Below are 12,900 nucleotides of genomic sequence, written 5' to 3'. Positions count from 1 at the left end.
AGTCTGATGGCTATGTACCCAATATTTTTACTCTATGGCATATTTATATTTTCAGCTATTTTTTTGGTGTGGATCTTAATAGCGATCATAACTGACTTTATCTTTTTATGTTTTCCAAAAGTAGATTCAAAGGTTTTAAGCAAAAGAATAGTGATTACTTCTGCCAAATTCTCTTATCTGGATGATGTGCATGAGCTTTTTATTAAGTATCAATATGAGTTCGAAGGTGTCATCTATACCAGCACATTACTAAATGCTTTTGGAGGGGTGCGTAGTTTTGGTGAAAAAGGAGTTAGAAAGGCAGTAGCGAATTCGATAACTTCAGAAGACAGAATAGCTGTCTATGTCTGCCCTTTTTACCCGAAGCTGGCTTATGCTTTGCCGTTTGGATGGAGTAAATTTTTGGTATTGCCGATAATTGCTGTGATATTAGCTTTGTTCCTCTCCTCAAGCAATAAACTAAATATTTTTTGAGGTACAACAGAAAACGGACTAATTAATAGTCCGTTTTTTTATGGCGTTTGGTCAGTGAAGTCGATTTATTGGTTGGTCGAAATATAGTCGTCCACTTATTCAGCGCAAAGAGCACATACGGCAGCATACAGGTATTAATCAAATCACGGATACTCGCGAGTATTTGATCACGGCTCAAGCTTGCCAAGCCAAGCGATTCAATCGTATCTCGATTGTCTAAATACTCACCCAACAGCGCAATGCAAGTCACGACGATCAAAGCGATAAATGACCGAATACCTTGGCTTTTTATAATAGGACGCAGCGCAATCAGACACAGCAGATAAACACCGACACCGACATAGATATGTAAGGCATCTTTGGCAAGGCCAGTTGTTTCCACAACATTCATTTTAAAGGCAGTAAAATCCACTGAGATATTCCAAGTATAAGCAAGTAGAAAATAACTGAGCGTATCACTAAACCATGATGGCTAAACTATAGTAGCTAAAGAATGGCAGCTACAAAGTGATTGCTGAGCATAAAAAAGGCAGATTATACAATTGATAATCTACCTTCTACTAAATTAAATATTCACTTCACGTTTATCAACTACTTACACATTCCACTCTACAAAGTTCTTGAGCAGTTGCAAGCCAGCGGTATGGCTCTTTTCTGGATGGAACTGGGTGGCAAATAGATTGTCTTGGATCACACTGGCACAGAACGGTTGACCATAGTCACATACCGCCGCCACTTGTGAGCTATCAGCAGGTTCACAGTAATAACTATGCACGAAATAAAAATGCGCGTTGTCTTCAATACCGTGCCAGAGCGGATGGTCAAAATCCATACCGCTAATGGTATTCCAGCCCATATGCGGTACTTTTATCGTTGCACCCTGTTTGTCTTTCCACGTAGGGTCAAACGCTTCTACACTGCCGCTTAAGATGCCCAAACAGTCCGTGCCACCATTTTCAGCTGACTGCTCAAACAATGCCTGCATGCCCACACAGATGGCCATAACGGGCTTGTTAAATACTGCATGGCGTATGACGTCATCAATGCCTGCTTTATGCATGCCAGCGATACAGTCGCGCATCGCACCCACACCAGGGAAAACGATCTTATCAGCCGCCGCGACGATTTTTGGATCATTGGTGATAGAGACTTCTGCCCCGACTACCGATAGGGCCTTGCAAGCAGAGTGCAGGTTGCCCATACCATAATCTAGTAGTGCTACTTTAGTCATCGATTGGTTCTCATTTTTAAATATTTTGACTACTGTACTATTTATATTATTGACCATTTATATTGTTGGCTATGGCCTTTTCTATTATCGCGGGTGTAGATAAGGTTTTGCTACAAGGAAGTCAAGCGCAGGCTGTACAACTAGTACGCCAAGCTTGACTGGCCCTTTTGAGTAACCTTATAGAACAGCCTTAAATACGCCTTAGAAAGCTTCTTTGGTCGATGGCAGGGTATTCAATGCACGCTCATCGTACTCACAGGCCATACGTAACGCACGAGCAAAGGCTTTAAAGGTTGATTCAATTTGATGATGGCTATTTTTGCCTTTTAGATTGTCCAAATGCACAGTCATCCATGAGTGATTGACGAACCCGTAAAAGAACTCACTAAATAGGTCAACATCGAAACGGCCGACGTGCGAGCGCGTAAATGGGATATCCATATGCAAACCAGGACGCCCTGACAGATCGACGACAGCACGGGTTAATGACTCATCTAGCGGCGCATAGAAGTGCCCATAACGACGAATGCCTTTTTTGTCACCCAATGCTTTGTTAAAAGCTTGACCAAGGGTAATACCAGTGTCTTCGACGCTATGATGGTCATCAATAAACGTATCACCCGTACATTTTATATCTAAGTCAAACAAACCGTGACGCTTAATTTGATCAATCATATGATCCAAAAATGGTACGCCAGTGTCTACCGTGCCTTTACCCGTACCATCTAAATTAACGGTACAGGTGATTTGCGTTTCGGCAGTGATACGTTCAACGGTCGCGATACGTTCAGGGCGACCATATAGATTTACGTTTTTTGACTCAGTTTGCTCAGGTGTGGCAGCAGTCGTCGTTGCATTGGCTGTCATGGCTACTCTCTATCAGTTTTTATCAGTGAAAAGCGGTCAATAAATAAGGCAAAAACCTGCCCAAAATATTTTACTAGTGTCTGGGTCAGACCTTAGCAAAAACTATATTAGAAAATGATATATACAAAAGATATCAACATATTAGGGTTTATACATACTAAATATTATATAGCCTCATCATAGCAAACCCTAACATTTACTGCCACGACCAAGCGGTAAACCACGCACAAAATCACCTCATTCTGCTAAAATAGTGTGTTCAGTATTATCAATCATGACTCGCGCCGACTTTGAAGACCTTTATTTACGGCACTGCACGCTATGACATCGTGCTGTCTCATACTGCTTATTTATACTATAGAAACCCTCTATTTATAGGAACTGCTATGCCTTTAGAAGCGATCGCCATTAATAGTTTGGATGCGCCACTTATCAAAAAACCTGCTCGCGACAATGAGCTAGCAGAGCGCTTGCAGGCATTGTACGATAGTGATGATGCACAGCCTGACGGTCTCGAGGTATTAAATATCGTTGAGCAAGGGTTTAAACGTGGACAGTATCTCTATGTCGGGATGTTCAATGATAAGCCTATCGCAGCTGTCGCCTGCTTTGATGATGGTCAGACCAATGCTAAACGCCTGCAATATCTCACTGTGCATCCAGAAAACCGTAAACGTGCTATCGATGCCAAGTTTATTAAACTGGTCTATGATTGCGAAGTTAGAAAAGGCGTACGTGAATTTGTCCCTGCTGACGCTGATATTCACCGCATCATGAGCGAGTACGAACTGTTGCGTGTAAAAGACTAAACTAAGCGCTAAAACGGTTAATTTTACTAATATCTGATTATTTATCGTCTTTTATCAGATATAATGCAAAAATTGCTTGACAGCTGAGCCTATATTTAGTTTAATAGCGCCTCAACGAAGACGGCTCGATAGCTCAGTAGGTAGAGCAACGGATTGAAAATCCGTGTGTCGGCAGTTCGATCCTGCCTCGAGCCACCATTCGTTAATAGAATTCTAAAAAGCCCTGAACAGCAATGTTCGGGGCTTTTTTTATGTTTAAATTTTACCGTACTCTTTAGCGTTCATTTTATTCATGCGTCGCTTTTATTCATGCGTTGCTTTTATTCGTAGAGCCGACCACTATTCGTACAACCGACCACGCAGTAGTAAATTGCAGCGCTCACGCGAATCCAAGTCGTATATAGTTGCGCGGTAATCAATACCGTGACGCCCCTCAAAAAATATCACTCGGTCGCCCACTGCCAAAAAACAAGACGTGCGCGCATCGTAGATAAAGCCATCTATCACAAATGCTAAATCGCGATCTATCTCGCGTACCGTATACGTCTCACCTTGCGGAATCAAACGTTCAAACCACGCGCTGTGGGCAGCCGTAGTAGCTAGTATGCTTGTCGTTAGCAATAGCCACGCTACCAGTATGTTTTTGGGCAATCGCAAACGGCTCGGCTCATTTACACTTATTTTATTTCTCAACATAACATCTCTCGTAGCATTGTATTCGTCTCACAACTGACTTTACCATAACCATTTTCACTCATCGCTTCTGATGCTAAATACCTACTGTCACGGTTGCATAACATTTTTGTGCTTTTTTCTAAACAGCTTGGCTAAGTATACTCAATAACCATATACGAATAGATAAAAATAATAGGTCATAGATATGAGAGAGTTTGATTACGACTTAGATTATAAGAGTTTGGATTTGCGCGCTCAGCCTGAGTTGTACCGTGTCGGTCGCGGTGAGCAAGGCGTATTACTGGTAGAACCTTATAAGTCTGAGATTTTACCTCATTGGCGCTTTGCGACTCCCGACATCGCTCGCGAGAGTAGTGAAGCTATCTATCAGATGTTTTTAGATTACTTGGCTGACGATGACTTCGTCGGCGCAGATATGGCGCGCAAGTTTATCCAAATGGGCTATACCCGTGCTCGTCGTTATGCCAATCACAAAGGTGGCAAAAAATATAAAGGCGCGGTACCTGATGATAAAAAAGGTCAAAGCGGCGCCCATGGCCGCGAAGAATTGCCACGACAAGAGGAAGACCCAGTCAAAGCAGAATCTGCACGGATCTTTAAAGTTAAATGGGATGAATGCCGTGAGAACGAAGATTATTTAAGGATGAAGAAAGAGCATCGTGAACGCTATAAAGATGTCGAATAGTTGCTAAGACTCAAGACATTCAGCACAACAGGTAACTAAATTGACTGGCCTCAAAATGCTAATGTGCTAAGGTATGCTCAACATAATAAATATAACGATTTCCAATAGTGAGGAACAATGAATAAGCAGCTTTTAATTTTTGATTTTGATGGAACGCTCATTGATAGCGTACCCGATTTGGCCGACGCCACCAACGCCATGCTAACCACATTGGGTAAAGACACCTACCTTATCGAGACGATACGTAACTGGATAGGAAATGGTTCACGCCTGCTCGTAGAGCGCGCTTTGGTTGGTAAAGTGGAAGTAGCAGAAGGTGAGCTAACGGTCGAAGAAGCTGATCATGCAGAGCAAATATTTTTTGAGGCTTATAAGAGTCTTAGTGGTAGCAAAACCGTTGCCTATCCAGATGTCGATGACGGACTCAAAAAGTTGCACGCAGCTGGCTATACGCTTGCTTTGGTCACAAACAAGCCCATTCGATTTGTACCGAAAATATTGCAGTCGTTTGGCTGGCAAGATTTGTTTAGTGAAGTGATGGGCGGCGACAGTTTACCTGTTAAAAAACCAGACCCAGCGCCCCTATTACACGTCTGTGAGACTCTCAATGTCAGTGTTGATCGGGCAGTAATGATTGGAGACTCTAGAAACGATATGTTGGCTGGACAGAACGCCAATATGGACACGCTCGGTCTGTCTTATGGTTATAACTACGGGCAAGACATTCGCGAATTAAATCCGACCGAAGCATTTGACCACTTTGCTGACTTGGTTGCTTGGATTATGAAAGATAAAGTCTAGTCTATATGGAATCTATCAATTATCACGGTGTAACTTTTGCAAACAGAGATTACGCTTTACTACGATAGCTCAGCGCCTCAGATACGTGGGTGCTGTTGATATCGGTACTGTTAGCCAAATCCGCGATTGTACGAGCCACCCGTAATACTCGGTGGTAGCCACGCGCGGACAAATTTAGACGCTGCTGAGCAAGTTGTAATAACTGCTTTTCATTGTCGCCTAGCTGGATATATTCATCGATTTCGCTAGGGCTAAGCTCATTATTAACCTTTTGCTGGCGCTGCATTTGATGCTGATGCGCGACCACTACGCGAGCCCGTACTTGCTTAGAGGTTTCACCTACCTGACTATTTTGCAGATCGGCAATCGGTAACGCAGGTACGGTGATATGCAAATCAATACGATCTAAGAGAGGCCCAGATAACTTATCTTGATAGCGTTTGATCTGCTCAGGTCGACAGCGACAACGTCCTGATGTATCGCCATCATAGCCACATGGGCAAGGATTCATCGCGGCAACCAGTTGAAAATTCGCCGGAAAGGTAATTTGAGAGTTAGCGCGGCTAATAGTGATTTGTTTGGCTTCTAGCGGCTGACGCAATACTTCCAGCACGCTCCGATCAAATTCTGGTAATTCATCTAGAAATAACACACCTTTATTGGCTAGCGTAATTTCACCTGGTTTCGGCCGTGAGCCACCACCGACCAACGCCACAGCTGATATCGTATGATGCACTTGTCTAAATGGTCGCGTCCCATAGTCGTAGTCGCTGTCTGCCACCGAATACGTACTAGCCACTTCTAGCGCATCCTCATCACTCAAGTCTGGCAATATCGTTGGCAATCGTGATGCCATGAGCGTCTTGCCAGAACCTGGTGGCCCTGTAAATAACAATGAATGACCACCAGCGGCGGCAATCTCTAACGCGCGCCGAGCATGGTGCTGTCCTTTGACATCAGCTAAATCTACTTGATAGCCGACATGCTGCTGTGCAGGACCTGGCTGCACCACTGACAAACTCTCATAGCTTGCAGTTGGGTCAACGAGCGACTGTAGATGGTCACAAACTGCTTTTAGGCTTGGTGCAGCTAGTATCGTTACACCATCAACGCGGCTGGCCTCATGACCATTATCAATCGGTACGATCAGTTGCGGTGTTATCGGCGGTGAGGTATCTGAATTATTTTGTCCTTGCTCATTCGCTGCTACCTGAGACAACGCTATTGCCAATCTCTCAGCTTTAATCGCCCGTGCGACTGCCAAACTGCCAGTTACTTGTCGCAATTGACCATTGAGCGCTAACTCGCCAATAAACTCAAATCCTGATAATACCTCTGGCTCAAGCTGTCCGCTTGCTGCCAGTATGCCGATAGCAATTGGTAAGTCTAAACGCGCGCCATCTTTAGGCAAATCAGCAGGAGCTAAATTGATCGTGAGGCGGCGGTTAGGAAACTGGAAACCTGAATTGAGAATGGCGGAGCGTACCCTGTCCTTACTCTCACGCACGGCGGCCTCAGGTAGCCCAACGATGGTCAATGCAGGCAGTCCTTGCGATAGATGCACTTCAATGATGATCTTGGGAGCATGCAGACCAACCACCGAACGGGTATAGACTTGGGCAAACGACATCAGCATCTTCCTAATACAGAGTGTCATTGATAATAAAGTATTATTTATCAACGCGCAAACGTCGTGTTTTATTGCTGGTGTAGAGAGAATCACCAAAACCTCAGCGTCGTTCTAAGGTTTTTTATGTATAAATAACGCTCTATTCTAATATTTAAGAATACTCACCGACCACCCCACTGCTAACAAGGATTTGTTATACTATCTATTATACATTTAGCGATACATACTACTGCCGATGAACTATTCAAGCCATGTTATTAATCAACCTTAAGAGTAAAAAATAAACACTAAATCCAAAATCATTTTTAATCCAGAAACCAACAGTATCTAGAGTAAAAACGAGGAATATCGCATGACAGACTATTCAGAGCAGAACACTCAGCAGCCCTACAACCGTGCGGACGAGCCGCCCACGATTGTGCGCCCTGTTATGCAATCTGACAACCCTTATGCCAGTACACGCGGCAGCATTACTAGCAAGCAGCTACCAGCATTTGATGAGGCAATCATCAATAAGTACAATCGCTCAGGGCCACGTTATACCTCTTATCCAACTGCTCTAGAGTTCGCGCCCATACCAGATAGCTTCGAGAATATCGGTCTTGAGACGAAAATCTTGCAAAATCGTGAAGCGCGCGCTCCTTTATCGCTATATTTTCATATTCCGTTCTGTCGCCACCTTTGCTACTACTGTGCTTGTAATAAGATTATTACCAAAAAAAATAGCGACTCTGGCGATTACTTGCAGTATTTAATCGCTGAAATTACTCATAAACGCCGCTTGTTATCTACGCCAGAAGGCAGCGACAAACCATTGGTCAAACAACTACATTTGGGTGGTGGTACACCAACATTTTTGCGCGACGAAGAGATGGTGCAATTATGGGAGTTTTTACAGACTCAGTTTGAGTTTTTGCCAGAAGCTGAAGGTGACTATTCTATCGAAATTGATCCTCGCGAGCTGAGTGAAAACACCCTACAGATATTACGTAATCTCGGTTTCAACCGTATCAGCTTAGGTGTGCAAGATTTAGATGAAACGGTGCAAATCGCCGTTAATCGTGTGCATTCAGCAGAGCTTATTGAAAGCGTGCTAACAGAAGCACGTGAGCTTGGTTTTCGCTCTATCAATATTGATTTGATTTATGGTTTGCCGCATCAAACGCCTGATACGTTGGACAAAACCGTAAATCGTATCATCGAGATGTCACCAGACCGCCTGTCAGTCTTTAACTATGCGCATTTGCCTGAGCGATTTAAAGCCCAACGTCAGATAAAAGATGAAGACTTGCCTAGCCCAGCTGCCAAACTGACGATGCTCGGCAGTACTGTTAACACGTTGACCGAAGCTGGCTATCAATATATCGGTATCGATCATTTTGCCAAACCTGATGATGAATTGGCTATCGCCCAGCGTGAAGGCAAATTACATCGTAACTTTCAGGGTTACACCATCATGGGTGATTGTGACTTATTAGGCTTTGGTGTCTCATCAATCAGTCAGATTTCTAATGCCAATACGCGCTATATTTTGCAAAACGATACTGATCTACAGAGCTATCAAGCCAAGATTGATATGGCGAAAATCAATCCAACTGTCATGCCCGCGGTCAAGTATATAAAAACTTCTATTAAAGACCGCTTGCGTGAATATGTCATCATGAACCTACTATGTCATGACTATCTCGATTTTAAAGATGTGAATCAAAAGTTTGGTATCGATGCCATCACCTATTTTATTAATGAGATTCAGCAGTTGGGCACTATGCAAGACGACAGACTGATTGATATGGATGCAGCAGGTATTCGCGTCTTACCCAGAGGTCGCTTGCTTGGCCGTAACGTCGCCATAGTATTTGATGAATACTTAGAAAAGAAACACCAAAACCGCTTTTCGAAAGTTATCTAAGTTAGCGAAACTTTAGTCCAGTTATTAAACATAGAAAAGACCTCAAACGAGGTCTTTTTTTAATGTTGCTATGACTTTTACACTTTTAATTTATCACCCACCATACCTTTTACGGTACTTAAGATATCTGCTGGTAGTACCACCATTTTGGAGTTATCAGATTCAGCCAGCTCTCGTATCGCTTTGATATACTGCTCACCCAGCAAGTATACGATCGGCATCTCTTCCTCGCCCATCGCACTAGTAATCAAACGAATCGACTCTTCAGAACCTCTGGCTAGTACCACCTGCGCTTCAGCATCACGGCGTGACGCTTCCAAGCGACCATCCGCTTCTAAGATAGCAGCTTGCTTTTGACCATCAGCACGGGTCACGGTTGCACGGCGTAAACGCTCTGCCGCTGCTTGCTCTTCCATAGACGCTTGCATGGTTTGCGAAGGATTAATATCTTGAATCTCTACTGTCTTAAGAGTAATACCCCAATCTGCGATGTCTTCTGAAATCGCATGTTTTAGCTTGGTTTTGATCTCGTCGCGACTGGACAATGCACTATCAAGATCCATCTCACCAATGATTGAGCGCAATGACGTTTGTACTAGATTACGGATACCGTACTCATAATCTTCGATACCATAGACCGCCTTGTCAGGACGCACGATATTAATATAAGCAACAGCGTTTGCAATAATAACGACGTTGTCACGAGTAATGACTTCTTGTGACGGGATATCGAGTACGATGTCCTTGGTCGTTACTTTATAAGCCACATCATCTACATAAGGGATGATGAGGTTGAGTCCAGGCTCTAGCGTTTGGCTATACTTACCCAGTCTCTGAACTACCCATTTATAACCTTGCGGTACAATGCGTACGCCTTTAAAAACAGTGAATACCACCAGTGCAATCAATACCACCATGACAATACTAAAGCTTTCCATAACTCATCCCTTATTATTATACCTGCATACTTTTATGCATCGCTGCCTGCGCTTTTGTACTGCTCACAATCAGCTCGTTGCCAACGATATCCGTCACTACCACTCTATCGCCGATTGCCACCTGCTCCCCTCTCGTACGGCACATCCATTCAGCCGCACCAACGATAGGAACACTAAATCTGACCGTTCCAGCTTTATCTAGCTGCGGTGACACGATAATCATCCCCACTTCACCAACTATGACACTACCGCCTAGCCCAGCTTTGGTACGATCTACTGACAACGGTTTGATAAACTTGAACCAAGCCAGTAAGAACACAGCAGAGAGCACTAACCAGACGATAATCTGAACAGAAACAGAAATAGGCAACAGCCATGATAGCGCTGCAACGATGACGGCAGCGGCACCAAACCACAGACTGGCAAACGTCGGTACAAACATCTCAACGATTAATAATAAGAAGCCTAATACTAACCAATGCCAAGGTTCAATCATCCAAAGTATCTCCATCCTTGCCACCATTCCTGTCTTTATCATTCCAGTTTTTAATGTAGCACATTTTTAAGGATAACAACGCTTTAACGATAATGATATATTGCCTATTAGCTACTTATAAATTACCGTCCTAAAAGCTTCTGCATAAATTTTAAGCAAAAAAAACGACCACTTAAAGTGATCGTTTCTTTATTATAGCTGTTTAGCTAAAAGCTTATTTTCTAAGTAATTAGAATTTTAGCTGTGCACCAACAGTCATAAGATCAGCGTCGCTACCTAGCATGTCGTATTCAGCTTCAACACTGAAGTCAGAGTTTACTGCGTAACCAAGACCTACACCACCAGCGATATTAGTATCGTCGTCTGAGAAGTCAGAAGCACCAGCAAAGTTAGTGTTGTTAGCTTCTACTTCAGTTTTTGCAACACCTAGCTTACCTTTTGCGTATAAGCCGCTATTTGGAAATGCATAACGGTAAGTACCATAAGCGCCGTATGTCTTAGCATCGATGTCACCGCCTCTATAGTCAGCATCATCTGAACCTACGTATTCTGCTTCCATACCGAAGTTAGGATCAAAGTTATAACCAGCAGTTACACCGTATGCAGTTGGGTCATCAGCGCCATCAACATCTAGATCAAACTGACCAACTTTAGCAGCAACATATGGCTGACCTGTGTAGCCGTTGCCATAGTTAACAGCAGCTTGTGCACCTACAGAAAGTAAAGAACCAGTTGCTAGTGCAAGTATTGTTTTTTGTAGAATTTTCATTATTAGCTCCTTGAAAGAAATTTGGACAAACAAGTTATTTATTTATATTGGCCTTGTGGCCCTATCGCCTTGTCTGCTAACGATGAATACATAGTAACAAACTATTTCAGCCACTCTGTCAGTGTTTAATGGTATGAAAGTTAAGATTTGAAAGTGTTTATCAGTGCGTGGGTTACAAAGGCTTAGATATGAAACCTTTTGTTACATCCACTCAGTTTATGCAATAATCCGTACTCATTTCACAGTTTTCTTGCTAGACAAGTCAGCTAACCATGGCTGATATAACAATAATTAGAGAGAGAAAATGCAAAATTCTATCACTAAGCGCTTGCAAAGCGCACTTGTAGACTTAAAAGCAAAGCAGCAGTATCGTCAATTACCAAACCTAAAGCATGACGGGCGACATGTGATTAGCGATGGTAAGGCTTTACTTAATATTGCGAGTAATGATTATCTTGGCTTAGGCGGCGATACTGAGCTGCAAGCTCAATTTCTAGCTCAAGTGGGACAGCTATCTGTTACACACACTCCTAAAATGAGTGCCACTTCCTCACGCCTATTAACAGGCAACGATATACAGTTAGAAGCTCTAGAAGAAGAACTACAAAGCTGGTATCAAATCGCCATAGAAAAACAGAGTTTAACCGATTCGAAGTCAGTGCTGGTCTTAAACAGTGGCTATCATGCCAATCTGGGTATCTTGCCAGCATTAACAACTTTGCCAGTCAAGACGCTCATTTTGGCTGACAAACTAGTACACGCCAGCATCATCGACGGGCTGCGCCTGAGCCAAAGTAAACTTGTCACCTATCGTCGTTACCGTCACAACGATTATGAACATTTGGCCAAGTTTATTGAACAAGCAGACGAGACGGTTGAACGCATCATTATTGTCACCGAGAGTATATTTAGTATGGATGGTGACCGTGCTGACTTGCCTGAACTAGTACAATTGAAATCCAAAGATGATCGTATTGAGCTTTATGTCGATGAAGCACATGCTGTTGGAGTGCTTGGCCATACAGGTCTAGGGTTGGCGGAAGAAACACATACCTTGGCGGATATTGACTACTTGGTGGGTACCTTTGGTAAAGCATTTGCTTCAGTGGGTGCTTATATAATGTGTGATGAAATCGTCAAACAATGGCTGATCAATGCCATGCGTCCACTGATTTTTAGCACTGCACTCCCTCCTATCAATCACGCATGGACACGATTTATTTTAGCAAAGATGCCGACCTTAACTAACCAACGTGCGCATCTAGCACAGCTATCTACCACGCTTAGCCAAGCCATTGACCCACGGCATCGTGTATCGCTAGCCTTGGAAGATATACACTATGAATCCCCTATCGTTCCTTATATATTAAGCGATAATGCGAGTACGCTTGCCAAAGCGCAACAGTTGCAAACCGCTGGATTTTACGCGCTGCCTATCAGGCCACCTACTGTGCCTGCAAACACTGCTCGCATTCGTTTAGTTATGAATGCCAAACTGACTAATGAAGACTGCGAGCGACTGATACAGCAGTTGTAACCTTATCGTTTGACACAAACTTTACTCCTACTATTGATAGATAACTGGCGCACTTGGA

The 12,900-nt window shown here is 43.3% G+C and carries 14 protein-coding genes and 1 tRNA gene; 7 read left to right on the top strand and 8 right to left on the bottom strand.

Going from position 1 to position 12,900, the window contains the following annotated elements; all coding sequences use genetic code 11:
• Window positions 1-6 precede the first annotated feature (6 nt).
• Entirely contained in the window at window positions 7-474 is a 468-nt protein-coding gene (locus tag B2863_RS11370; RefSeq protein WP_296210638.1) for a hypothetical protein, read from the top strand.
• Window positions 475-496: 22 nt separating this feature from the next.
• Here B2863_RS11370 and B2863_RS11365 read toward each other — a convergent pair whose 3' ends face one another.
• The 3 genes from B2863_RS11365 to hisB form a co-directional block, all read right to left on the bottom strand.
• Window positions 497-865: a hypothetical protein gene (locus tag B2863_RS11365; protein ID WP_296210685.1), complete on the bottom strand. Its 369-nt coding sequence runs from the start codon at window positions 863-865 to the stop codon at window positions 497-499.
• Between the two features lie 204 nt (window positions 866-1,069).
• Window positions 1,070-1,705, bottom strand: a complete 636-nt coding sequence (gene hisH, locus B2863_RS11360) for an imidazole glycerol phosphate synthase subunit HisH (RefSeq protein WP_296210635.1) — start codon at window positions 1,703-1,705, stop codon at window positions 1,070-1,072.
• Between the two features lie 201 nt (window positions 1,706-1,906).
• Window positions 1,907-2,572, bottom strand: coding sequence for an imidazoleglycerol-phosphate dehydratase HisB (gene hisB, locus B2863_RS11355; protein ID WP_220455963.1), 666 nt, complete (start codon window positions 2,570-2,572; stop codon window positions 1,907-1,909).
• Window positions 2,573-2,958: 386 nt separating this feature from the next.
• Here hisB and B2863_RS11350 point away from each other — a divergent pair, with 386 nt between their 5' ends.
• Together B2863_RS11350 and B2863_RS11345 are read left to right on the top strand one after the other, a co-directional pair.
• A complete protein-coding gene (locus B2863_RS11350) occupies window positions 2,959-3,381 on the top strand; it encodes a hypothetical protein (RefSeq protein WP_102091078.1) in 423 nt (140 codons plus the stop codon).
• A 122-nt stretch (window positions 3,382-3,503) separates the two neighbouring features.
• Window positions 3,504-3,579, top strand: a tRNA-Phe gene (locus B2863_RS11345).
• Window positions 3,580-3,720: 141 nt separating this feature from the next.
• Here the strand turns inward: B2863_RS11345 and B2863_RS11340 are convergent.
• The gene (locus B2863_RS11340) at window positions 3,721-4,077 is read right to left on the bottom strand and encodes a hypothetical protein (protein WP_296210628.1); all 357 of its coding nucleotides are present in this window, start codon (window positions 4,075-4,077) and stop codon (window positions 3,721-3,723) included.
• Window positions 4,078-4,261: 184 nt separating this feature from the next.
• Between B2863_RS11340 and B2863_RS11335 the strand changes: the two genes are divergently transcribed.
• Both B2863_RS11335 and B2863_RS11330 read left to right on the top strand, forming a co-directional pair.
• Window positions 4,262-4,762: a DUF4385 domain-containing protein gene (locus B2863_RS11335; protein ID WP_165597783.1), complete on the top strand. Its 501-nt coding sequence runs from the start codon at window positions 4,262-4,264 to the stop codon at window positions 4,760-4,762.
• Window positions 4,763-4,879: 117 nt separating this feature from the next.
• Window positions 4,880-5,563: a phosphoglycolate phosphatase gene (locus B2863_RS11330; RefSeq protein ID WP_296210624.1), complete on the top strand. Its 684-nt coding sequence runs from the start codon at window positions 4,880-4,882 to the stop codon at window positions 5,561-5,563.
• 49 nt (window positions 5,564-5,612) lie between these two features.
• On the opposite strand, the gene B2863_RS11325 is transcribed toward B2863_RS11330, so the two are convergent.
• Complete coding sequence (locus B2863_RS11325) at window positions 5,613-7,193, bottom strand: YifB family Mg chelatase-like AAA ATPase (protein WP_296210622.1); 1,581 nt, start codon at window positions 7,191-7,193, stop codon at window positions 5,613-5,615.
• A 430-nt stretch (window positions 7,194-7,623) separates the two neighbouring features.
• Here B2863_RS11325 and hemN point away from each other — a divergent pair, with 430 nt between their 5' ends.
• Window positions 7,624-9,102, top strand: a complete 1,479-nt coding sequence (gene hemN, locus B2863_RS11320) for an oxygen-independent coproporphyrinogen III oxidase (protein WP_414706946.1) — start codon at window positions 7,624-7,626, stop codon at window positions 9,100-9,102.
• Window positions 9,103-9,179: 77 nt separating this feature from the next.
• Here the strand turns inward: hemN and B2863_RS11315 are convergent, their stop codons facing one another.
• The 3 genes from B2863_RS11315 to B2863_RS11305 form a co-directional block, all read right to left on the bottom strand.
• Entirely contained in the window at window positions 9,180-10,040 is an 861-nt protein-coding gene (locus B2863_RS11315) for an SPFH domain-containing protein (protein ID WP_057762202.1), read from the bottom strand.
• Window positions 10,041-10,056: 16 nt separating this feature from the next.
• Window positions 10,057-10,551, bottom strand: a complete 495-nt coding sequence (locus B2863_RS11310) for an NfeD family protein (protein ID WP_296210616.1) — start codon at window positions 10,549-10,551, stop codon at window positions 10,057-10,059.
• Between the two features lie 214 nt (window positions 10,552-10,765).
• Window positions 10,766-11,305 carry a porin family protein gene (locus tag B2863_RS11305; RefSeq protein ID WP_296210613.1) on the bottom strand — a complete coding sequence of 180 codons (540 nt, stop codon included), beginning with the start codon at window positions 11,303-11,305 and terminating at the stop codon, window positions 10,766-10,768.
• 304 nt (window positions 11,306-11,609) lie between these two features.
• Here B2863_RS11305 and B2863_RS11300 point away from each other — a divergent pair, with 304 nt between their 5' ends.
• Entirely contained in the window at window positions 11,610-12,842 is a 1,233-nt protein-coding gene (locus B2863_RS11300; protein WP_296210610.1) for an 8-amino-7-oxononanoate synthase, read from the top strand.
• Window positions 12,843-12,900: the final 58 nt, after the last annotated feature.

This window comes from Psychrobacter sp. UBA3480 (genome assembly GCF_002377945.1).
In the GTDB taxonomy this organism is placed as follows: Bacteria; Pseudomonadota; Gammaproteobacteria; order Pseudomonadales; family Moraxellaceae; genus Psychrobacter.
This window is presented reverse-complemented; position numbering and strand designations above follow the sequence as displayed.

Excerpts from the sequence above, each read along its gene's own strand:
- B2863_RS11370 (WP_296210638.1), top strand. The coding sequence starts at position 7 with ATGGCTATGTACCCAATATTTTTACTCTATGGCATATTTATATTTTCA.
- B2863_RS11365 (WP_296210685.1), bottom strand. The coding sequence starts at position 865 with ATGAATGTTGTGGAAACAACTGGCCTTGCCAAAGATGCCTTACATATC.
- hisH (WP_296210635.1), bottom strand. The coding sequence starts at position 1,705 with ATGACTAAAGTAGCACTACTAGATTATGGTATGGGCAACCTGCACTCT.
- hisB (WP_220455963.1), bottom strand. The coding sequence starts at position 2,572 with ATGACAGCCAATGCAACGACGACTGCTGCCACACCTGAGCAAACTGAG.
- B2863_RS11350 (WP_102091078.1), top strand. The coding sequence starts at position 2,959 with ATGCCTTTAGAAGCGATCGCCATTAATAGTTTGGATGCGCCACTTATC.
- B2863_RS11340 (WP_296210628.1), bottom strand. The coding sequence starts at position 4,077 with ATGTTGAGAAATAAAATAAGTGTAAATGAGCCGAGCCGTTTGCGATTG.
- B2863_RS11335 (WP_165597783.1), top strand. The coding sequence starts at position 4,262 with ATGAGAGAGTTTGATTACGACTTAGATTATAAGAGTTTGGATTTGCGC.
- B2863_RS11330 (WP_296210624.1), top strand. The coding sequence starts at position 4,880 with ATGAATAAGCAGCTTTTAATTTTTGATTTTGATGGAACGCTCATTGAT.
- B2863_RS11325 (WP_296210622.1), bottom strand. The coding sequence starts at position 7,193 with ATGTCGTTTGCCCAAGTCTATACCCGTTCGGTGGTTGGTCTGCATGCT.
- hemN (WP_414706946.1), top strand. The coding sequence starts at position 7,624 with ATGCAATCTGACAACCCTTATGCCAGTACACGCGGCAGCATTACTAGC.
- B2863_RS11315 (WP_057762202.1), bottom strand. The coding sequence starts at position 10,040 with ATGGAAAGCTTTAGTATTGTCATGGTGGTATTGATTGCACTGGTGGTA.
- B2863_RS11310 (WP_296210616.1), bottom strand. The coding sequence starts at position 10,551 with ATGGAGATACTTTGGATGATTGAACCTTGGCATTGGTTAGTATTAGGC.
- B2863_RS11305 (WP_296210613.1), bottom strand. The coding sequence starts at position 11,305 with ATGAAAATTCTACAAAAAACAATACTTGCACTAGCAACTGGTTCTTTA.
- B2863_RS11300 (WP_296210610.1), top strand. The coding sequence starts at position 11,610 with ATGCAAAATTCTATCACTAAGCGCTTGCAAAGCGCACTTGTAGACTTA.